At 70.6% G+C, this 20,989-nt stretch carries 19 protein-coding genes; 12 read left to right on the plus strand and 7 right to left on the minus strand.

Annotated features, from left to right (window positions below; translation table 11 throughout):
• Nucleotides 1-136: 136 nt before the first annotated feature.
• Together PE066_RS01980 and PE066_RS01985 are read left to right on the plus strand one after the other, a co-directional pair.
• Nucleotides 137-514 (plus strand): chorismate mutase, encoded by a 378-nt coding sequence (locus tag PE066_RS01980; RefSeq protein WP_271234886.1) that lies wholly within the window; start codon nucleotides 137-139, stop codon nucleotides 512-514.
• Nucleotides 511-1,500: a Bug family tripartite tricarboxylate transporter substrate binding protein gene (locus PE066_RS01985; protein WP_271234887.1), complete on the plus strand. Its 990-nt coding sequence runs from the start codon at nucleotides 511-513 to the stop codon at nucleotides 1,498-1,500. Before PE066_RS01980 ends, PE066_RS01985 begins: the two co-directional genes overlap by 4 nt.
• Before the next feature lie 238 nt (nucleotides 1,501-1,738).
• Here the strand turns inward: PE066_RS01985 and PE066_RS01990 are convergent, their stop codons facing one another.
• On the minus strand, nucleotides 1,739-3,346 hold the full coding sequence (locus PE066_RS01990; RefSeq protein WP_271234888.1) for a sensor histidine kinase: 1,608 nt from the start codon (nucleotides 3,344-3,346) through the stop codon (nucleotides 1,739-1,741).
• A gap of 210 nt (nucleotides 3,347-3,556) precedes the next feature.
• Between PE066_RS01990 and PE066_RS01995 the strand changes: the two genes are divergently transcribed.
• A complete protein-coding gene (locus PE066_RS01995) occupies nucleotides 3,557-4,330 on the plus strand; it encodes a hypothetical protein (protein ID WP_271234889.1) in 774 nt (257 codons plus the stop codon).
• A gap of 110 nt (nucleotides 4,331-4,440) precedes the next feature.
• Here PE066_RS01995 and PE066_RS02000 read toward each other — a convergent pair whose 3' ends face one another.
• Genes PE066_RS02000 through PE066_RS02025 form a run of 6 tightly spaced genes read right to left on the minus strand, consistent with a single transcriptional unit; the run spans nucleotide 4,441 to nucleotide 11,093 of the window.
• Nucleotides 4,441-5,607, minus strand: a complete 1,167-nt coding sequence (locus tag PE066_RS02000; protein ID WP_271234890.1) for an ABC transporter substrate-binding protein — start codon at nucleotides 5,605-5,607, stop codon at nucleotides 4,441-4,443.
• A gap of 27 nt (nucleotides 5,608-5,634) precedes the next feature.
• Nucleotides 5,635-7,491, minus strand: a complete 1,857-nt coding sequence (locus PE066_RS02005; protein WP_271234891.1) for an AMP-dependent synthetase/ligase — start codon at nucleotides 7,489-7,491, stop codon at nucleotides 5,635-5,637.
• A gap of 7 nt (nucleotides 7,492-7,498) precedes the next feature.
• Nucleotides 7,499-8,314 carry an ABC transporter ATP-binding protein gene (locus PE066_RS02010; RefSeq protein ID WP_271234892.1) on the minus strand — a complete coding sequence of 272 codons (816 nt, stop codon included), beginning with the start codon at nucleotides 8,312-8,314 and terminating at the stop codon, nucleotides 7,499-7,501.
• Complete coding sequence (locus PE066_RS02015) at nucleotides 8,311-9,111, minus strand: ABC transporter ATP-binding protein (RefSeq protein ID WP_271234893.1); 801 nt, start codon at nucleotides 9,109-9,111, stop codon at nucleotides 8,311-8,313. The genes PE066_RS02010 and PE066_RS02015 overlap by 4 nt, the downstream gene beginning before the upstream one ends.
• Entirely contained in the window at nucleotides 9,108-10,184 is a 1,077-nt protein-coding gene (locus PE066_RS02020) for a branched-chain amino acid ABC transporter permease (protein WP_271234894.1), read from the minus strand. Before PE066_RS02020 ends, PE066_RS02015 begins: the two co-directional genes overlap by 4 nt.
• Nucleotides 10,185-10,217: 33 nt before the next feature.
• Nucleotides 10,218-11,093 carry a branched-chain amino acid ABC transporter permease gene (locus PE066_RS02025; protein WP_271234895.1) on the minus strand — a complete coding sequence of 292 codons (876 nt, stop codon included), beginning with the start codon at nucleotides 11,091-11,093 and terminating at the stop codon, nucleotides 10,218-10,220.
• Between the two features lie 120 nt (nucleotides 11,094-11,213).
• Here PE066_RS02025 and PE066_RS02030 point away from each other — a divergent pair, with 120 nt between their 5' ends.
• The 9 genes from PE066_RS02030 (at nucleotide 11,214) to PE066_RS02070 (ending at nucleotide 20,964) form a co-directional block, all read left to right on the plus strand.
• Nucleotides 11,214-12,014, plus strand: a complete 801-nt coding sequence (locus tag PE066_RS02030) for a crotonase/enoyl-CoA hydratase family protein (protein ID WP_271234896.1) — start codon at nucleotides 11,214-11,216, stop codon at nucleotides 12,012-12,014.
• Nucleotides 12,014-12,829, plus strand: coding sequence for a helix-turn-helix domain-containing protein (locus PE066_RS02035; RefSeq protein WP_271234897.1), 816 nt, complete (start codon nucleotides 12,014-12,016; stop codon nucleotides 12,827-12,829). Before PE066_RS02030 ends, PE066_RS02035 begins: the two co-directional genes overlap by 1 nt.
• An 80-nt stretch (nucleotides 12,830-12,909) precedes the next feature.
• The gene (locus PE066_RS02040) at nucleotides 12,910-14,079 is read left to right on the plus strand and encodes an acyl-CoA dehydrogenase family protein (protein ID WP_271234898.1); all 1,170 of its coding nucleotides are present in this window, start codon (nucleotides 12,910-12,912) and stop codon (nucleotides 14,077-14,079) included.
• Nucleotides 14,079-14,978 (plus strand): phosphatidylglycerol lysyltransferase domain-containing protein, encoded by a 900-nt coding sequence (locus PE066_RS02045; RefSeq protein ID WP_271234899.1) that lies wholly within the window; start codon nucleotides 14,079-14,081, stop codon nucleotides 14,976-14,978. The genes PE066_RS02040 and PE066_RS02045 overlap by 1 nt, the downstream gene beginning before the upstream one ends.
• 128 nt (nucleotides 14,979-15,106) lie before the next feature.
• On the plus strand, nucleotides 15,107-16,720 hold the full coding sequence (locus tag PE066_RS02050) for an acyl-CoA carboxylase subunit beta (protein WP_271234900.1): 1,614 nt from the start codon (nucleotides 15,107-15,109) through the stop codon (nucleotides 16,718-16,720).
• Between the two features lie 16 nt (nucleotides 16,721-16,736).
• The gene (locus PE066_RS02055) at nucleotides 16,737-17,891 is read left to right on the plus strand and encodes an acyl-CoA dehydrogenase family protein (protein WP_271234901.1); all 1,155 of its coding nucleotides are present in this window, start codon (nucleotides 16,737-16,739) and stop codon (nucleotides 17,889-17,891) included.
• 4 nt (nucleotides 17,892-17,895) lie between these two features.
• Entirely contained in the window at nucleotides 17,896-19,863 is a 1,968-nt protein-coding gene (locus PE066_RS02060; RefSeq protein ID WP_271234902.1) for an acetyl-CoA carboxylase biotin carboxylase subunit, read from the plus strand.
• Nucleotides 19,860-20,672: a TIGR03084 family metal-binding protein gene (locus tag PE066_RS02065; protein WP_271234903.1), complete on the plus strand. Its 813-nt coding sequence runs from the start codon at nucleotides 19,860-19,862 to the stop codon at nucleotides 20,670-20,672. Before PE066_RS02060 ends, PE066_RS02065 begins: the two co-directional genes overlap by 4 nt.
• Before the next feature lie 73 nt (nucleotides 20,673-20,745).
• Nucleotides 20,746-20,964, plus strand: a complete 219-nt coding sequence (locus PE066_RS02070) for a DUF3079 domain-containing protein (protein WP_271234904.1) — start codon at nucleotides 20,746-20,748, stop codon at nucleotides 20,962-20,964.
• Nucleotides 20,965-20,989: the final 25 nt, after the last annotated feature.

A 20,989-nucleotide genomic window follows, 5' to 3' on the forward strand; every position in this document is an offset into this window, starting at 1 on the left:
CGCCCCGCCGCGGCGCCCCGGATCGCTGCGAGCGGTTTCCCCGCACAAGCCCGACCTGGAAGCCGCTGCATTGGCGAGCCCATCGGCGCCCTGCCGCGGCAGCGGTTACCCTCGGAGCTTTTGAGTTTCCGCAGGAATGTCCCCTTCCACCGAGCCTTCCACCACGGCGCCGCCGGTGCGGCGCTTCAAGGATCCCGCCTACCGGCCGGTCGCCGGCACCCTGGCCGAGTTGCGCCAGCGCATCGACGCGCTGGATGACCAGATCGTGGCGCTGCTCGCGCAGCGCGCCGAATGCGTGCGCGACGCCACCCGCTTCAAGCGCGACGCCTTCCAGGTCCAGGCGCCGGCGCGCCAGGCCCAGGTGTTCGAGCGCGTGCGCGCCCTTGCCGCCGCGCACGAGACGTCCTTCCCCGGGCTGCCCGACATCGTGGAGTCCGCCTATCGCACCCTCGTGGCCGGCTACATCGCCGCCGAGGGCCAGTTGTTCCAGCAAACCGAAAGCATCGAACCATGAAGACGCCGTTCACCCGCCGCCTCGTCGCCCGCTCGCTGGCCGCCCTGGGTCTGGCCAGCTTCGCGCTGGCCGGGCTGGCCCAGCAGGCCTGGCCGCAGCGCCCGGTCAAGATCGTCGTGCCCTACGCGGCGGGCTCCTCGCCCGACGTCATCGCCCGCATCGTCGGCGAGCGCCTGTCGCCACGCCTGGGCCAGCCGGTGGTGGTGGAGAACCGCGCCGGCGCCGGCGGCAACAACGGCACCGGCGCCGTGGCCAAGTCGGCCGGCGACGGCTACACCTTCGTGATCAGCACCAACGGCCCGCTGGTCTACAACACGGTGATGTACAAGAACCTGCCGTACGACCCGTTCAAGGAACTGCGGCCGGTGGTGCTGGCCGGCGGCCAGCCCAACGTCTGCGCCGTGCGCGCCGACTCGGGCATCAATTCGCTGCGCGACCTGGTCGCGGCGATGAAGAAGAACCCGGGCGCGTTCAACTTCTCCTCCACCGGCGTCGGCAGCCTGTCGCACCTCGGCCCGGAGCTGCTCAAGATCAAGACCGACACCTACGCGGTGCACATCCCCTATGCCTCGTCGCCGCTGGCGATCATGGCGATCCTGCAGGGCGACGTGCAGTTCGCCTGCGTGCCGCCGGTGGCGGTGATGCCGCAGGTCAAGGCCGGCAAGATGCGCGCGCTGGCGGTGTCTACCGGCAAGCGCAGCACGCTGATGCCCGACATCCCGACCATGCGGGAAGCCGGCCTGCCGGAGATCGAGAACCTGGCCTGGATGGCGATCATGGCCCCGGCCAGCACGCCCGACGACATCGTCCAGCGCATGAACCGCGAGATCAACGCGGTGCTGGCCATGCCCGAGGTCAAGGAAAAGCTGAACAACCAGTTCATGGAACCGATCGGCGGCTCGACCGAGGACCTGGCGAAGTTCCTGCAGCAGGAACTGCGCGTGATGACGCCGGTGATCAAGCGCACCGGCATCACGATGGAGTGATCCGGGCGGCGTGAACGGGCGGCTCGAGCCGCCCGGGCCGCTTTCCCGCGCTGCGGCACGCGCGCGCCGCGCTCGCCCCGCTCGATCGCGTTCGCTTCGACCATCAGGGCCGCCACGAACGCGAAACACCGCCTGCTGGGCGCTCCCGCCCTCGCCGATGGGCGCCGGGCTGCCGCACTGGGCGTCCTGACCGGAGCGGGCCCGCAGGCGGGTGGACGGACGCCCGGCGCCGGCGGTTCTAGCCGGCAGCGGTCGCGGCCTCCTGCGGCAGCAGCGGCAGCCGCACGGTGAACGTGCTGCCCTGGCCGGGGCCCGCGCTCTCGGCGCTGAAGCTGCCCCCGTGCATCTGCACCAGCTTGCGCACCAGCGCCAGGCCGATGCCGAGGCCGCCCTGGGCGCGTTCGAGCGCATCGCGCGCCTGCACGAACATCTCGCCCAGGTGCGGCAGCACGTCGGCCGGGATGCCGATGCCGCGGTCCACCACGCTGATCGCGACCTGGTCGCCTTCGCGCGTGGCGCGCAGCCAGACGCCGCCTCCCGGATCGCTGTACTTGGTGGCGTTGACCACCAGGTTGGTCAGCACCTGCACCAGCCGCGTGAGGTCGGCCTGCACCGCCAGCGGCTCGGCCGGCAGGTCCACCTGCAGTGGGTGGCGGCCCGACTGCAAGGCGGGCCGGCAGGCCTCGATGACCGCGGCAACCAGCTCCTGCACCGTGACGCAGCGCAGGCGCAGCGTGATCTTGTCGCTGTTGATGCGCGAGACGTCGAGCAGGTCGTCCACCAGGTGCACCAGGTGGCGCAGCTGGCGATCCATGATGTCCAGCGTGCGCCGGGCCGGGCCCTCGGCGGGCAGCGCCGGCCCGCGGGACAGCACCGCCAGGCCGTTGCTGAGGGCGGCCAGCGGGTTGCGCAGCTCGTGCGCCAGGGTGGCGAGGAAGGCGTCCTTGCGGCGGTCCTGCTCCTGCAGTTCCTGCTCGCGCGCGCGCAAGGCCTGCTCGGCGGCGATGCGTTCGGTGATGTCGATGGAGGCGCCGACCAGCCCGATCACGGCGCCGCTCGCATCGCGCAGCGGCGCCTTGGACGACAGCCACCAGGCCGGGCTGCCGTCGGCCAGCCGGATCGGCTCCTCCAGCAGCTCGGCCACGCCCGAATCCATGATGCGGCGGTCGCGCGCCATCAAGGCGGCGGCCTGCTGCTTGTCTTCGAGGAACTCGAGGTCGGTCCTGCCGATGAATTCGGCCGGCGGCTTGCCGATCAGCTCGGCCGCGCCGCGGTTGGCCACCAGCATCCGCCCCTGCCGGTCCTTGGCATAGACCACGCCGGGCACCGCCTCGATGAAGCTGCTCAGCATGGCGTGCGCGCGGTCGCGCTCGGCCTGCGCGCGCAGCCGCTCCTCGATGCTGATCAGCACGCCGGGAAAGCGCAGCGGCCGGCCATCGCTGCCGAACTCGACCCGCCCGTTGGCCTCGACCCACTGGTACTCGCCGCCCTGGCGCCGGACCCGGTACTCGCAGCGGTAGCCGCCGCCGGACTCCATGGCCTGCGCGATGGCCCGGTTCACCCGGTCGATGTCGTCGGGGTGGATCGAGACCTTGACCTTGTCCAGCGGCAGCCCGCGGCGGCAATCCTGCGGATCGAGGCCGAAGGCGCGGGCGAACAGCGCGTCCGCCACGAAGCGGTCCTGCGGCACGTCCCACACCCAGGTGCCGATGATGGCGCCGGCGTCCAGCGCCAGCTGCATGCGTTCGGTCGCGGCCGCCGCTTCGCTGGCGAGCCGCCGCAGCTCCTCGACGCTGGATCCCTCGGGGACGCCGGCAATCGCAGGTGGTTGGATGGATCGGGCCATGTCCGGCCGGAATATTACAGGCCGGTATCCTGAACCGTATCAGCCGGGTACCCGGGGCCGCAGCCGTGCAGCCGGCGCACGGCGCCGGGCAACAGGCCCTTGCGTGGCGCGCATGAACCATCCGGGGCCGAAAATCGCCGAGGGCGCGTCGCGCCGACGCAGTTCCGGTCGATTCGGCCGTTGCGTCGGCAAGGAAACGCGGAGGCAAGGATGCACACACGAAGGGTCGTCGGCACAGCGGTCGGTGCGTTCGCGCTCTGGACGGCAGCGACCTGGTTGCTCGAGGGACGCATCGAGGCCCTGCGAAGGCCGGATGCCGCCCTCGACCGTGCCATCTACGCTCTGGTTGCCAACCTGCTCATCGGCCTCGCGCTCGGCATGCTCATCTTGCGCCGCTGGCGAGATGATTCGATGGACCCAGGCCGAAGCGGCTTCGGATCCGGCCGGCGCAGTGCGGCCTGGATTGCCGTCGGTGCCGTCGCGGGGCTGGCCTTCTACCGGATCCAGGGCACGCCCTCCACCCACCCGGTGGTCATCCTGAACGCCTTCGCCCAGGTCTTCGTCGTTTCGGCAGCCGAAGTGCTGGTGTGCTGGGCGCTGGTCGGGCGTGCGGTGGAGGCAGCCCTGGGTTCGCGAGGCCGGGCCACCGCCCTGGCGGTTGCGGCCATCGTTGCGAGCCTGTCGTTCGGGATCTACCACTTCGCGCACAGCCCACCCTTCAACACGTGGAGGATGGTCGCCCTCCTGTCGGTGGTAGGCCTCGCCACCAGCGCGTTCTTCTTCCTGAGCCGCGACGTCGCCGGCACCATCGTCTTCCACAACTTCCTGGGCACGTTCGGGGTGGTGCAGGCGTTGCGTGCCGCGGGCAGCCTGGCGGCCTTCGAGCAGCCGCAACCGGCCCTCCTCATGACCGCCGTCGTCACGTCGGCCGTGCTCGCCGGCGGGTACTACTGGCTCCGCCGCGACGTCCGCAGGACGGCTTGAGCGCCAGGTGCGCCGGAGCAGGCATGAGCGCTTCGCGCACGGCCGCGCCCATGCAAAAGGCCGGGCAAAGCCCGGCCTCGCTGCACGGACGGGGCCGCGGCCCCACCGCCTTACGGCTTGACGTAGTCGGAGATCACCTTCCACTTGCCGTCCTGGATCTGCGACAGGCGCGCCTGGTTGCTGCCCAGGCGCTTGGTCGCGCTGAACGTCGCCTCGGCGCTGCCGAAGATGTCGGGCGGGTACACCATGCTGTCCATGGCCTTGACGAAACTGTCGGTGGTCAGCTGGCCGCCGGCCTTGCTGGCAGCGCGGGCGAAGGCATCGATGGCGCCCCAGCCATAGACCGAGAAAACGGTCGGGTCCTCGTTGAACTTGGTCTTGTACTTGTTGGCCCAGAAGCGGATCGGCTGCGAGGCTTCGTCCAGGTAGGGATGCTGCACCGTCATGGTGGCGTACAGGCCGTTCATGGCCGGGCCGCCCAGCTTGTGGATCAGGTCGGTGTAGGCGGCGCTGGAGCCCAGGAAGGTCGGGTTGAAGCCGGTCTTGCGCGACTCGCCGATGGTGCCGATGGTCTCGCGGATGATGGTGCCCAGCACCACCAGGTCGCAGCCGGCCGCCTTCATGCGCGCCACCTGCGAGGAGAAGTCGGTGGCGCCGCGCTTGAAGGTGGTCTTCTCGGCGAATGCCATGCCCGCCGCCTTGAGGCCGTCCTCGCCGCCGCGCATGACCTCCAGGCCGAACTCGTCGTCCTGGTAGATGGTGCAGACCTTCTTGGCGTCCTTCTCCTTCACCAGCTTGGGCAGGGCGACACGGATCTGGTCGTAGTAGGTGGCGGCGAAGGCGTACTTCAGGCGGTGGTGCGGCTCGTACATCTCGCGCGCCGCCGTCACCGGGTAGAAGTTGATCACGTTCTTCTGGAACTGCACCGGCATGGCGGCCATGTTCTGGGCCGTGCCGATGTGCGCCACCATGGCGAAGATCTTGTCCTGGTTGACCAGCTTCTGCGCCGCCAGCACCGCCTTGCGCGGGTCGTAGCCGGAGTCCTCGACGATCAGGCGGACCTTGCGGCCGTTGATGCCGCCCTGCTCGTTGAGCTCGTCGACGCGCAGCATCATGCCCAGGCGCACCTGCTTGCCGAACCCGGCCAGCGGGCCCGACAGGTCCTGGATCGAGCCCAGGACGATCTCGTCCTTGCTCACCCCCTGGTTGCTGTTCTGGGCGCCGGCGAGGCCAGCCGCCAGGGCCAGTGCCGCGGCGGCGGCGAGCTTGCGTTTCATGATGCGTGTCTCCTTCGTTGGGGTTGGCTAGCCGTACATCGCTTCGATCTGGGGGGCGTACTTCTTCTCCACCAGCTTGCGCTTGAGCTTCATGGTGGGCGTGAGCTCCTCGTCTTCGGCGGTGAGCTGCGTGTCCAGCAGGAAGAACTTCTTGATTTGCTCGACCCGCGCGAACCCGGCGTTGACGCGGTCGATCTCGGCCTGGATCAATTCCTGGATTTCGGGTGCACGTGTCAAGCTGGCGTAATTGCTGAACGGCACGTCGCGGTCCTGCGCGTACTTCTCGACGTTCTCCTGGTCGATCATCACGATCACCGTGAGGTAGGCGCGCCGGTCGCCGATCACCACGGCGTCGGTGATGTAGGGCGAGAACTTCAGCTCGTTCTCCAGCTCGCTGGGCGTGACGTTCTTGCCGCCGGCCGTGATGATGATGTCCTTCATCCGGTCGGTGATGCGAAAGTAGCCCTCGGCGTCCACCGTGCCGACGTCGCCGGTGTGCAGCCAGCCGTCGGCGTCGAGGGTCTCGCGGGTCTTCTCGGGCAGGTTGAGGTAGCCCATGAACACGTTCGGGCCGCGCACCAGGATCTCGCCGGTGGCCGGATCGAGCTTGACCTCGTTGAAGCTGGCGGCCGGGCCGATCGAGCCGGGCTTGATGCGGCTGGCCGGCACGCCGGTGGAGGCGCCGCAGGTCTCGGTCATGCCCCACACCTCCAGCATCGGCACGCCCAGCGCCAGGTACCACTTCACCAGTTCGGGCGAGATCGGCGCGGCGCCGGTGACCAGGAAGCGCGCTCGGTGGATGCCGATCAGCTTGCGCACGTTGTCCAGCGCGATCCAGCGCGCCAGCGTGAACTTGGCCTTCAGCAGCCCGCCCACCGGCCGCCCTTGCAGCACCCGCTCGGCGATCTCGCGGCCGACGCCGATCGCCCAGCCGTAGGCGACGCGCTGCAGCGCGCTGGCTTCCTTGAGCGCGATGGTCACGCCCGAATAGAACTTCTCCCACACGCGCGGCACCGCGGTGAAGACGGTGGGCGCGATCTCGCGCACGTTCTCCGGCACCGTCTCGGGGTTCTCGACGAAATTGAGCTTGGCGCCGGTGTAGAGGGAGAAGTACTCGCCGCCCATGCGCTCGGCGATGTGGCACAGGGGCAGGAAGCACATGCACTCGTCCTTCTCGTTGCGCGCGATCAGGGTGTTGAAGCCGCGCGCGGTATAGACCAGGCCGTGGTGGCTGTGCATGGCGCCCTTGGGCTTGCCGGTGGTGCCGGAGGTGTAGACCAGGATCGCCAGGTCGCCCGGCTTGCACCCGGCGGCGCGCTCGGCCACCGCATCCGGGTGCTGCGTGTTCCAGCCGCGCCCGATCTCGCGCAGCGCATCGAGGCTGATCACGCCGGGGTCGTCGAGGTCGCGCAGGCCCTCCATGTCGAACACCACGATCTTCTCCAGCGCCGGCAGCCGCTCGCGCACCGACAGCGCCTTGTCGAGCTGCTCGTCGTCCTCCACGAACAGGATGCGGGTGCCCGAGTCCTCGCACAGGTACTGCACCTGGTTGGGTGCGTCGGTCGGGTAGATGCCGCTGGACACGCCGTTGCAGGACAGCACGGCCAGGTCGGCCAGCACCCATTCGAGCACGGTGTTGGACAGGATCGAGGCCGTGTCGCCGCGCCGGAAGCCGAGCGCCATCAGCCCGCCGGCGATCTCGCGCACCGCCTCGCCCACCTGCGACCAGGTGTGGCTGCGCCAGATGCCGAGCTGCTTTTGCCGCAGCCAGACCTGCGGGCCGCGCTTGGCCACCGCGTTCCAGAACAGGGCGGCGATGGTGTCGCCCTCCAGCACGACCTCGGTGCGGGGCTGGATGTGGGAGAGGTTCCAGAGGTTGCTCATGCCGTGCTCACCGCCAGGTCTTCTTCTTCTTCCAGCGGCGCTCGCCGCGCGCGCCGGCTTCCTTCATGCCCAGGTAGAACTCCTTGATGTCCTCCTTCTCGCGCAGGCGGGCACAGGTGTCCTCCATCACGATGCGGCCGTTCTCCAGCACGTAGCCGTAGTCGGCGGCGTTCAGGGCCATGTTGGCGTTCTGCTCCACCAGCAGGATGGTGGTGCCGCGCTCGCGGTTGATGCGCACCACGATCTCGAAGATCTCCTTGGTCAGCTTGGGCGACAGCCCCAGGCTGGGCTCGTCCAGCAGGATCAGCTCGGGCGCGGCCATGATGGCGCGCGAGATCGCCAGCATCTGCTGCTGCCCGCCCGACAGCAGGCCGGCGTCCTGCGCGGCGCGCTCCTTGAGGATCGGGAAATAGTGGAACACCGCCTCGACGTCGCGCGCCACCCCGTCCTTGTCCTTGCGGGTGTAGGCGCCCATGGCCAGGTTGTCGCGCACCGACAGCAGCGGGAACACCTCGCGGCCCTCCGGCACGTGCGACAGGCCCAGCTGCACGATCTCGGCCGGGTCGCGCGCGGTGATGGGTTCGCCCTTGAACTCCACCTGGCCCTTGAGCGGGTCGATGATCCCCGAGATGGTCTTGAGGATGGTGGTCTTGCCGGCGCCGTTGGAGCCCAGCACGGTGGCGATTTCGCCGCGGCGCACCTGCAGGCTGACGCCGCGGATCGCCTTGACCGGCCCGTAGGCCGATTCGACGTTGGCCAGCTTGAGCACCGGGGTGCCGGTGGCGCTGCCCATCGCAGCCCCCTCGCCGCACGCCGACTTCATGCAGCCGCCCTCCGCAGGGAAGCGACGTCCTCGACCGAGCCGAGATAGGCCTCGATCACGCCGGGGTGCCCCTGCACCTCGGCCGGGCGGCCCATGGCCAGCACCTCGCCCTGGTTCATGGCCAGCACCCGGTCGGACACCTTGGACACCAGCGTCATGTCGTGCTCCACCATCAGCACGGTGATGCCCAGCTCCTTCTGGATGTCCTGGATCCAGAACGCCATGTCCTCGGTCTCCTCCACGTTCAGGCCGGACGAGGGCTCGTCCAGCAGCAGCAGCTTCGGCTCGGTGCACAGGGCGCGCGCCAGCTCCACCACCTTGCGCACGCCATAGGGCAGGCCCGCGACCATCGATTCGCGGTGGTGCTGCAGGTCCAGCAGTTCGATCACGCGCTCGACCTTCTCGCGCGCCTCGATCTCCGCCGCGCGCGCGCCGGGCGTGAACAGCAGGTCGGCCCACAGGCCGGTGCGCCGGTGCGTGTGGCGGCCGATCAGCAGGTTCTGCAGCACGGTGGCGTGCTCGAACAGCTCGATGTTCTGGAAGGTACGCGCGATGCCCAGCTGGGCGATGCGGTGCGGCGGCAGCGCCGTCAGCGGCCCGCCCTCGAAATCGATGTGGCCGGTGGTGGGCTGGTAGATGCGGCTGATCAGGTTGAACACCGTGGTCTTGCCGGCGCCGTTCGGGCCGATCAGGGTGAACACCTCGCCGCGCCGCACGTCGAAGCTGACGTCGTTCACGGCCAGCACGCCGCCGAAGCGCACCGACAGGTTCTTGGCCGATAGCAGGACTTCGCTCACCGCAAGCGCTCCGACTTCTGGAAGGCCTTCTGCCGCCGGAACATGCCCTGGCGGTAGAACGGGAACAGCTGGAACCAGGTGCGCACCTTCAGCCAGCGGCCGTACAGGCCGAGCGGCTCGAACAGCACGAAGGCGATCAGCACCGCGCCGTACACCACCGCCTTCAGGCCCGGCGCATTGCCGATGGCCTCGGGCAAGAAGTCCTTGACCGCCGAGATCGCCTGCGGCAGCCCGATCAGGAAGATCGCGCCGAGGAAGGCCCCGTGCAGCGAGCCGAGCCCGCCGATCACCACCATCAGCAGCAGGTCGATCGACTGGATGATGTTGAACTGGTCGGGCGAGAGGAACCGGATCTGGTGCGCGTACAGCGCGCCGCCGATGCCGGCCAGCGCCGCCGAGATGGCGAAGCTCAGGGTCTTGTAGTACGCGAGGTGGATGCCCATGCTCTGGGCCGAGATCTCCGAGTCGCGGATCGCCACGAAGGCGCGGCCGGTGGGCGCGCGCAGCAGGTTGCGGCAGGCCAGCGTGGCCCCCACCGCGGTGACCAGGCAGACGAAGTAGAACGAGGTCGCGCCGTCGGCCGCCCAGCCGAACGCCTTGGGCACGTCCACCGCCAGGCCGGAGTTGCCGCCGGTCACCGACTCCCAGCGGGCGAAGCCCTCCTCCACGATGAAGCCGAAGGCCAGCGTGGCGATGCCCAGGTAGATGCCCTTCACCCGCAGCGCCGGCAGCCCCACCACCACGCCGACGGCAGCCGCCAGCAGGCCGGCCACCGCCATGGCCAGCGGGAACGGCCAGCCCATGTTGGTCAGCACCGCCTGCGCGTACGCGCCGACGCCGAAGAAGGCGGCGTGCCCGAGCGAGAACAGCCCGGTGAAGCCGGCCAGCAGCATCAGGCCCAGGCCGACGATGCCGTAGATCAGCACGAAGGTCAGTTGCGCCAGCAGGTACTCCGACATCAGCCAGGGCGCCGCCGCCAGCACCAGCCCCAGCAGGCTGTACCAGAACGCGTGGCCGCCATGCTGGACCAGCCGGATGTCCTGGGCGTAGTCGGTCTTGAAGATGAAGCGCATGTCAGCCGCGCCCCCTGGTGATGGCAACGGCGATCAAACCTTCTTCCTCAGTTTTTCCCCGAACAAGCCGTTCGGCATGACCACCAGCATCAGCAGCACCACGATGTAGGCGGCGATGTCCTTGAAGCCTTCGGGCAGGTAGAAGCCGGACAGCGACTCGACGATGCCGATGATCAGCCCGCCGACGATGGCGCCGGGCAGGCTGCCGAAGCCGCCGACCACCGCGGCCGGGAAGGCCTTGAGACCGATGAACCCCATGTTGGCGTGCACGAAGGTGATGGGCGCCAGCAGCAGGCCGGCGATGGCCGCCACCGCCGCCGCCAGGCCCCACACCAGGCTGTTGAGGCGCCGCACCGGGATGCCCATGTAATAGGCCGCCAGCTGGTTCTGCGAAGCCGCCTGCATCGCGATGCCGACCTTGCTGTAGCGGAAGGTGGCGTACAGCAGCGCGCACAGCAGCGCGGTGGCGACGATCACCACCACCTGCTCGGCATTGATCACCAGCCCGCCGGCCTTCCAGATCTCGTTCCTGTAGGGCACGGCCAGCGTGTGCGTCTCGGTGCCGATGCCCGGGATCATGGTGATGGCGCCGCGCGCCACGTAGCCGATGCCGATGGTCAGCATCACGATGGAGAACGCCGGCTGGCCCAGGATCGGGCGGATCACCACCCGTTCGACCAGCACGCCGAACACCGCCATCGCCGCGATGGCCGACAGCACGGCCAGCCAGAACGGCATGCCCAGGAAGGTGATCGCTGCGTAGCCGCCGAACGCGCCGAGCATCATCAGCTCGCCCTGGGCGAAGCTGACGGTTTCGGTGGCCTTGTAGATGAGCACGAAGCCCAGCGCGATCAGCCCGTAGATGCATCCCTGTGCGATGCCGCTGATCACCAGTTGTAGGAATTGCACTGCGCCCCGAGCCCCTTTCCGTTGGCGCCGGTTATAGCCGTGCCTGCTGCCCGCGCCCTACAGGGTTCGTCCGGAGAGACGACGATTGCGGGTGCAGGCAGTGACCGATCTAATGCCGCCATGGACAGCGCCGTACGAATCGAGAAGGAGGGACCCGTCACCCTCGTGACACTGGACCGGCCGCAGGTGCGCAACGCGGTCGACGAGGACACCGCGCGCCAGCTGCACGAGGCCTTCGTGGCCTTCGACGAGGACGACGACGCCCGCGTGGCCGTCTTCCACGGCGCCCACGGCCATTTCTGCGCCGGCTGGGACCTGCAGTTCGGCGCCCGGCTCGCGGCCGACGACCCGACCGACGCCTTCGCGGGCCTGGACTTCGAACCGGACGCCCGTCAGCCGCGCGGCCCGATGGGCCCCTCGCGCCTGCTGCTGTCCAAGCCGGTGATCGCCGCCGTCAGCGGCGCCGCCGTGGCCGGCGGGATGGAGCTGGCCCTGTGGTGCGACCTGCGGGTGATGGAGCAGGACGCCTACTTCGGCGTGTTCTGCCGCCGCTTCGGCGTGCCGCTGATCGACGGCGGCACGGTGCGGCTGCCGCGGCTGGTCGGCATGGGCCATGCCATGGACCTGATCCTCACCGGCCGAAAGGTCGACAGCGCGGAAGCCCTGCGCATCGGCCTGTGCAACCGCGTGGTGCCCAACGGCCAGGCGCGCGAGGCGGCGCTGGAGCTGGCCCGCCGCCTCGCCGCGTTTCCGCAGGAGACCCTGCGCGCCGACCGCCTGAGCGCCTACCGCCAGTGGGACCTGCCGCTGCCGCAGGCGCTGCAGCAGGAATGGCAGGGCGGCGCGCCGTGCATCACCCACGCCCTGCAGGGCGCAGTGCGCTTCGCGGCAGGCGAAGGCCGCCACGGCACGTTCGAGTGATGCGATCCGATCCGTTCCCCGTCCCGTTCCCGCGCCGGCTGGCCAGCGGCGAGCGGCTGATGTGGATCACCCCGGAGCGGGTGTTCTACGCCGGCCTGCTGGGCGAGCCTTCGATGCACACGCGCGGCAGCCTGACGGTGCACGTCGCAGCCGAGGCGCCGCTGAAGCTGCGCCTGCAGGGCGGCGAGTGGCAAACGGCCGAAGTCGCGGTGGTCCAGCCCGGCAGGCCCTACCAGGTGGCCTGCGAAGGCCGCCACGCGATCGGCCTGCTGCTCGAACCCGAGACGGTGGACCCGGCCCGCCTGCCCGAGCTGCTGCGCGCGAACGGCGCGGTCCGCGCCCCGGCGTTCGCCGCCCACGTGCGGCAGTGCCATGCGCGCATGGTCGCGGCGGGAGCGGGCCTGGACCTGCGCCCGGCCGATTTCGATCCCCTGTTCTTCGGCGCACCGCTGGCGGCCCGCCCGCTCGACCCGCGCATCGCCGCCGTGCTGGAACGGCTGCGCGCCGACCCTTCGGCGGCGCTGTCGGCGCACGACGGCGCGCGCCAGGCCGGCCTGTCGTTCTCGCGCTTCCTGCACCTGTTCCGCGAGCAGGCCGGCGTGCCGTTCCGCAGCCTGCGCAGCTGGAAGCGCGCGCGCAGCCTGCTGCACCACGTCAGCGCCGCGCCGCCCTTGGTGGACCTGGCGCTGGACATCGGCTACCCCGACTCCAGCCACTTCAGCCACTCGATCCGGCAGAGCTACGGCCTCAAGCCGCGCGACATCGTGGCCGGGTCGAGGAAGCTGCGGGTGATCGCGCAGGCGGCGATGGCTTGAGGGCCAAGGCGGCGACAAGGGGCGCTGGCGGAGCCAGTTCACGCAAGAACGCAGCCGGGCGATTGCCGCACACTCGCCCCATGTCCGCCCTGCCGCCCCTGCCGCACTGCTTCACCCCCGAGCACGAAGCCTTCCGCGCCACGGTCCGTGCCTTCGTCGAGCGCGAGATCGCACCCTTCGTGAACGAATGGGACGAGGCGCAGACCTTCCCGCGCGAGCTGTACCGCAAGGCCGCCGGCATCGGCCTGCTGGGCATCGGCTTCGACGAGCGCCATGGCGGCACCCCGGCCGACACCTTCTTCCAGCTGGCCGCCTTCGAGGAGCTGGCCCGCGCCGGCAGCGGCGGCGTGCTCGCCTCGCTGCTGTCGCACACCATCGGCCTGCCGCCGGTGGCGCGCTGGGGCAGTGAGGCGCTGCAGGACCAGGTCATTCCCGCCGTGCTGGCCGGCGAGCGGATCAGCGCGCTGGCGGTCACCGAGCCGGGCGCGGGCTCCGACGTGGCCGCGCTCAGGACCACCGCCGTGCGCGAGGGCGACCACTACGTCGTCGACGGCGAGAAGACCTTCATCACCTCCGGCATGCGCGCCGACTGGCTCACGCTGGCGGTGCGCACCGACCCGGCCAACCGCGGCCCCGGCGGCATCTCCGCCTTGCTGGTGCCCGGCGACAGCCCGGGGATCACGCGCACGCCGCTGAAGAAGATGGGCTGGTGGTGCTCCGACACCGCCCACCTGCACTTCGACCACGTGCGCGTGCCCGCCGCCTACCTGCTGGGCGCCGAGGGCCAGGGCTTCAAGGTCTTCATGCACAACTTCAACGCCGAGCGGCTCGGCATGGCGGCCAGCGCCTGCGCGTTCGCGGCGGCCTGCCTGGAGGAAGCCACCGCCTGGGCGCGCGAGCGCCGCACCTTCGGCCAGCCGCTGGTCGAGCGCCAGGTGATCCGCCACAAGCTGGTGGACATGACCCTGCAGCTGGAGGCCGCGCGCAGCTACGTGTACGAGCTGGCCTGGCGGCTGGACCACGGCGTGGGCGACGGCCCCGAGCTGGTGGCGCGCACCGCGATGGCCAAGGTGCTGGCCACGCGCGCCCTGCAGGCCTGCGCCGACCAGGCGGTGCAGATCCTGGGCGGCATGGGCTTCATGCGCGGCACCCGCTCCGAGCGCATCTACCGCGAGGTCAAGGTGATGATGATCGGCGGCGGCTCGGAGGAGATCCTCAAGGACCTGGCCGCGCGGCAACTGGGGCTGTAATGGCCGGCGAAGGCGTCGAACTCACGCTCCAGCTGGCGCCGCGCGTGCAGCCGCTGCTCCAGGCGCGGATCGCCGGGCTGGGCGAGCGGGCGCCGGCCGACCTGTCGTACTGCAACCTGTGGCTGTTCCGGCGGGCGCATGGCTGGCGCTTCCACGAGGGCGAGTGGCCGTTGATCAGCGGTCGCAGCTACGACGGCGACTCGCACGTGCTGCCGCTGTTCGACCTCGCCACCGCTCCTGCGGCGGCGCTGCAGGACATGACCGGCCGGCACGGCAGCCTGTTCCCGCTGTCCGGGCGCGAAATCGCCGTCCTGGACCCGCTCCGATTCCGCGTCGACGCCAATCCCGACGACGCCGACTACGTCTATCCGGCCGAGCAGTTCCGCCGCTACCCCGGTCGCGTGCTGCACAAGAAGCGCAATCTGATGGCGCAGTTCACCTCGGCCCATGCCGTCACCGCCCTGCCCTACGCGCCGACCCTGCGCGACGAGGCGCTGGCCGTGCTGGACGGCTGGCTGGCCGACAAGCACAAGCAGCCCGGCGAGGCCGACGACCTGCCCTGCCGCGAGGCGCTGGCCCATGCGGCCGAGCTGGGGCTGGAGGGGTTCATGGTCCGCGCCGACGGGGCGCCGGCCGGTTTCCTGCTGGCCGAGGAGCTGCAGCCCGGCGCCTGGGTGATCCGCTTCGCCAAGGGACTGGCGCGCTACACCGGCGTGGCGCAATACCTGTTCCAGCACTTCGCGCTGCACGCGCCGCGCCCGGCCCAATGGCTCAACTTCGAGCAGGACCTGGGGCTGCCCAACTTCCGCCGCACCAAGCAGAGCTACCAGCCGGCGTTCCTGCTGCCCAAGTGGCGCGCCAGCCAGTTGGCGCAAGACCGCGAGGGACGGATTGGCTAGGCTGCCCGAGAGTTCAACAGAACCTTGTCATCCTCCGCGAAGGCGGAGGATCCAGCGCAACGCGCCTGCGGCGCCCGGCACCGCGCTGCGCGGATTCCCGCCTTCGCGGGAATGACGGGGAACCCGCCATGCCCGTCATCGAATCCACCCTCGCCCCCGGCAGCGCCGCCTTCGCGGCCAACCGCCAGCACATGCTCGGCCTGCTGCAGCAGGTGCGCGACTGCGAGCAGCGCACCCAGGCCCGGTCGGCCGCCTCGCGCGAGCGCTTCGAACAGCGCGGCCAGTTGCTGCCGCGCGACCGCCTGGCCCTGCTGCTGGACCCGGGCGCCCCCTTCCTCGAACTGGCCACCCTGGCCGGCCTGGGGCTGGACACGCCCGACCTGGGGCGCAGCGTGCCAGGCGGCGGCGTGATCGCCGGCATCGGCTTCGTCAGCGGCGTGCGCTGCATGGTGCTGGTGTCCGACGCCGGCATCGACGCCGGCGCCCTGCAGCCGATGGGCCTGGACAAGATCCTGCGGGTGCAGGAGCTGGCGCTGGAGAACAAGCTGCCCTACGTGCAGCTGGTCGAGTCGGCCGGCGCCAACCTGCTGGAGTACCGCGTGGAGGACTTCATCCGCGGCGGCGCCACGTTCCGCAACCTGGCGCGGCTGTCGGCGGCCGGGCTGCCGGTGGTCACCGTCACGCACGGCTCCTCCACGGCCGGCGGCGCCTACCAGACCGGGCTGTCCGACTACATTGTGCTGGTGCGCGGCCGCTCGCGCGCCTTCCTGGCCGGACCGCCGCTGCTCAAGGCCGCCACCGGCGAGATCGCGACCGAGGAGGAACTGGGCGGCGCCGTGATGCACACCTCCATCTCGGGCCTGGGCGACTACCTGGCCGAGGACGACCGCGACGCGTTGCGGATCGCGCGCGACATCCTGGCGCAGATCGACTGGGACCGCACGGGCAGCGCGGCGCGCGACTTCGAGCCACCCCGCCACGACCGCGAGGAACTGCTGGGCATCATGCCGGCCGACCTGAAGCGCCCGGTGGACATGCGCGAAGTCATCGCGCGCATTGCCGACGGATCGCAGTTCCTAGAATTCGGCGCCGACTACGGCCCCGGCACCGTCTGCGGCCACCTGCGGCTGGAAGGCTGGCCGCTCGGCGTGATCACCAACAACGGCCCGATCGACATCGCCGGCGCCAACAAGGCCACCCACTTCATCCAGGCCTGCTGCCAGTCGCGCACGCCCCTGCTCTACCTGAACAACACGACCGGCTTCATGGTGGGCAAGGCCTACGAGGAAGGCGGCATGATCAAGCACGGCTCCAAGATGATCCAGGCCGTGACCAATGCCACCGTGCCGCAGGTAACGATCTACTGCGGCGCCTCCTACGGCGCCGGCAACTACGGCATGTGCGGCCGCGGCTTCGCGCCGCGCTTCTGCTTCAGCTGGCCCAATGCGCGCACCGCCGTGATGGGGGGCGAGCAGGCCGCGGGCACGATGCGCATGGTCACCGAGGCCGCCATGCGCCGCAAGGGCGCAGTGGACCAAGGCAAGCTCGATGAGCTGGAGCGCCGCATCGTGGAGCGCTTCGACAGCCAGATGAGCGTGTTCGCCACCAGCGCCCGCCTGCTCGACGACGGCGTGATCGACCCGCGCGACACCCGCGCGGTACTGGCCGAGGTGTTCGCGACCTGCCGGGAGGCGCAGGCGCGGCAGCCGCAGAAGATGCAGTTCTCGGTGGCGCGGCCGTGAAGACCAGGAGACCCCCATGCAACTGACCCACGAACACGAGCAACTGCGCGCCACCATCCAGCGCTGGATCACCGAACAGGTCAATCCCCACGTCGACCAGTGGGAGCGCGAGGAGACGTTTCCGGCGCACCAGGTGTTCCGGCAGATGGGTGAACTGGGCCTGCTGGGCCTGACCAAGCCGCAGGAGAACGGCGGCGCGGCGCTCGACTGGTCGTATGCCGCGGTGCTGGCCGAGACGCTGGCCGAGATTCACTGCGGCGGCGTGCCGATGGCGATCGGCGTGCAGACCGACATGTGCACGCCGGCGCTGGCGCGCCACGGCAGCGCGGAACTGCGCGCCGAGTTCCTCACGCCGGCCGTGGCCGGCGAACAGGTCGGCTGCCTGGGCGTGTCCGAAGTCGGCAGCGGCTCGGACGTCGCCTCGATCCGGACCACGGCGCGCAAGGACGGCGGCGACTACGTGATCAACGGCGGCAAGATGTGGACCACCAGCGGCACCCAGGCCGATTTTTGCTGCCTGCTGGCCAACACCTCCGACGGCGCCGCGCACCGCAACAAGTCGCTGATCGTCGTGCCGATGAACACGCCCGGCATCACGGTGGCGAAGAAGATCCGCAAGATGGGCATGCACGCGTCGGACACCGCGCAACTGCACTTCGACGACGTGCGCGTGCCGCAGCATTTGCGCATCGGCGAGGAAGGCATGGGCTTCATGTACCAGATGGAGCAGTTCCAGCACGAGCGGCTGTGGAGTGCGCTCAATGCCTGCGGCGGCGCCCGCCGGGCGATCCGCGAGACCATCGCCTACACCGCCGAGCGCCAGGTGTTCGGTCGCCCCGTGCTGGACAACCAGTGGGTGCACTTCAAGCTGGCCGAACTGCAGACCGAAGTGGAAGCCCTGCACGCGCTGGCCTGGTCGGGCGTCGAGATGCTGGTGCGCGGCGAAGACGCCACGCGGCTGGCCACCATGGCCAAGCTCAAGGCGGGTCGCGTGGTGCGCGAAGTGGCCGACACCTGCCTGCAGTTCTGGGGCGGCATGGGCTTCACGGACGAAGCGCCGATCTCGCGCCTGTTCCGCGACCTTCGGCTGGTGTCGATCGGCGCCGGCGCCGACGAGGTGATGCTGCAGATCCTGTCCAAGTTCATGGGCACCTTCCCCAAGCGCGACTGAACGCATGACGACGGCAACGCCCTTCCACAAGATCCTCGTTGCCAACCGCGGCGAGATCGCCCTGCGCATCATGCGCACGGCGCACCGGCTCGGTTACCGCACCGTGGGGGTGTACTCGAGCGCCGATGCGGACTCGCCGCACGTCGCCGCCGCCGACCAGGCGGTGTGCATCGGCGAGCCGGCACCCGCGCAGTCCTACCTCAACGTCGACGCGCTGCTCGCGGCCGCGCGCGCGGCCGGCGCCGACGCGGTGCATCCCGGCTATGGCTTCCTGGCCGAGAACGAGGGCTTCGCCCAGGCCTGCCGCGACGCCGGTCTGGTGTTCATCGGCCCCTCGCCGGAATCGATCCGTGCCATGGGCGACAAGGCCGCCGCCAAGCGCCGCATGGCCGAAGCCGGCCTGCCCTGCATCCCCGGCTACGACGGCAGCGCGCAGGACGAGCAGCGCCTGCTGCAGGAAGCGCAGCGCATCGGCTGGCCGGTGATGATCAAGGCCACCGCGGGCGGCGGCGGGCGCGGCATGCGGCTGGCCCGTTCGGCGGGCGAGTTCCCGGACCTGCTGCGCAGTGCGCAATCGGAGGCGAGCCACGCCTTCGGCGACGGCACCGTGCTGCTGGAGCGGGCGATCGAATCGCCGCGGCACGTCGAGATCCAGGTCTTCGCCGACCGGCACGGGCAGGTCGTGCACCTGGGCGAGCGCGACTGCTCGGTGCAGCGGCGCCACCAGAAGCTGGTGGAGGAAGCGCCCTCGCCCGCCGTCGATGCGGCGCTGCGCGAGCGCATGGGCGCGGCGGCCGTGGCGGCCATGCGGGCGATCGGCTACGAAGGCGCCGGCACGCTGGAGTTCCTGCTGGACGCCGATGGCCGGTTCTGGTTCATGGAGATGAACACCCGGCTGCAGGTCGAGCACCCGGTGACGGAAGCACTGACCGGGCTGGACCTGGTCGAGTGGCAGCTGCGGGTGGCCGCGGGCGAACCGCTGCCGCTGCGGCAGGAGCAGATCCGCTTCGACGGCCATGCGATCGAGGTCCGGCTGTGCGCGGAGGATCCGGCGCAAGGCTTCCTGCCGCAGAGCGGCACGCTGCTGCGCTGGCAGCCGCCCGCCGGCCTGCGCGTCGAGCACGCGCTGGCCTCCGGCTGCGCGATCCCGCCCTGGTACGACTCCATGGTCGCCAAGCTGGTGGCGCACGGTGCCACGCGCGAGCAAGCGCGGCGCCGGCTGCTGCGCGGCCTGGATGAATTGGTGGCGCTGGGCGTGCCGACCAACCAGGCCTTGCTGGCGCGCTGCCTGCAGCACCCGGCCTTTGCCGCCGGGCAGGCCACGACGGCGTTCATCGCGCAGCATGAAGCGCAGCTGCTGGGCGACGGCGCAAGTCCGGCTGCCAAAGCGGTGGCGGCCTGGTTGCTGGTGGCCGACCCGCAGCGCCCGGCCCACCCGCTGGCCCCGGCGCTGGCCCTGCCGCTGCGGTTCGATCTCGGCGGCGAAACGGTGCTGGCGCAGGTCGCCCGCACCGCCCCCGGCTGCTTTGCCGTGCGGATCGGCGACGAGGCGCATTCCCTGCAGGTGGCGGCGCTGGACGTCGGGCAGGCGCACGTCCTCGTCGATGGCGTGCAGGCGCAGATGCCGTTCGTCCGCCAGGGCGACGGCCTGTGGTTCCTGTTCGCCGGCCAGCCGCTGCATGCGGTCGACCGCACGCGCCAGCCGCTGCGGCGTGGCGCCGGCGCGGCCTCGGACGGGCGCGTGCGCGCCAGCATGAACGGCCGCGTGGTCGCCGTGCTGGTCGAGCCCGGCCAGGCGGTGCAGGCCGGCCAGCCGCTGCTGGCGCTGGAAGCGATGAAGATGGAGCATGTGCACGCGGCGCCGGTCGACGGCACGGTCGAGGCCGTGCTGGCCGCCGTCGGCGAACAGGTGCCGGCCGGCCATCTGCTGGCGCAGGTCGCGCCGGCTGCCGCCAACGGGAGCCCCGCATGACGATGCAGGAACTGGGCCGCGACCTGCTGGCCGAATACGACGAACTGGGCGGGCTGGTCGAGGGCTTCACGCCGCCGCAGTGGGAACTGCCGACCGGCTTCTTCCACTGGACGCCGTGGGACGAGATCGCCCACCTGATGTACTTCGACCAGGCCTCGCTGCAGGCCCTGACCGAACCACAGGCCTTTGCCGTTCATGCGCGCGACCTGATGGCGCGCATGGCGCGCGGCGAACACATGAGCCTGATGTGCCGCGAGCTGTACCGCCCCCTCGACGGAGCGGCGCTCGTGCGCCAGTGGCGGCCGCTGTACCGCGAGCTGGTGCAGCGGCTGTCGGTGCTCGATCCCAAGGACCGCCTGCCCTGGTACGGCCCGTCGATGAGCGCGCGCTCCTTCGCCACCGCGCGCCTGATGGAGTGCTGGGCCCACGGCCAGGACGTGTGGGATGCGGTCCGGCGCCGCCGGCCGGTCCATGCGCGGCTGCGGCACATCGCCCACCTGGGCGTCAGCACCTTTGGCTGGAGCTTCGCAGTGCGCGGCCAGCCGCCGCCCGGCCCGCAGCCCTTCGTCGAGCTGGAGGGCCCCGGCGGCGGACGCTGGAGCTGGGGCGAGCCCGGCAGCAGCGATGCCATCCGCGGGCCGGCCGCCGACTTCTGCGCGGTCGTCACCCAGCGCCGGCATGTGCAGGACACGCAACTGCAGGTGACCGGCGCCACCGCGGCCGCCTGGATGGCGGTGGCCCAGTGCTTCGCCGGCGAGCCGGCCACCGGTCCGGCGCCGGGCGTGCGCAAGGTCGAGTACGGCGCTTAGCGCGCCGGCCTTGAGGGAAGTCAAATCCCTCCTTCTTTCAGGCGCGCACCATGGCCTGCAACTCCCCGGCGCCATGACAAGCAAGAAGTTTCCGGTCCGTCCCGCCCATCCCGAGCGCAACTGCTGGGGATGCGACCGCTACTGCCCGTCGCACGACATGGCCTGCGGCAACGGATCCGACCGCACCCAGCACCCGATCGAGCTGTTCGGCGAGGACTGGGCCGAACTCGGGCTCGATCCGTTCGCCGCCATCCCGGTCGAGCCGGCCGAGCCGGAAGTGCCGACCGCCTGAGCGCCGCCGCCGCAGCGTGCGGGCA

Source organism: Ramlibacter tataouinensis (assembly GCF_027941915.1).
Lineage (GTDB): Bacteria > Pseudomonadota > Gammaproteobacteria > Burkholderiales > Burkholderiaceae_C > Ramlibacter > Ramlibacter tataouinensis_C.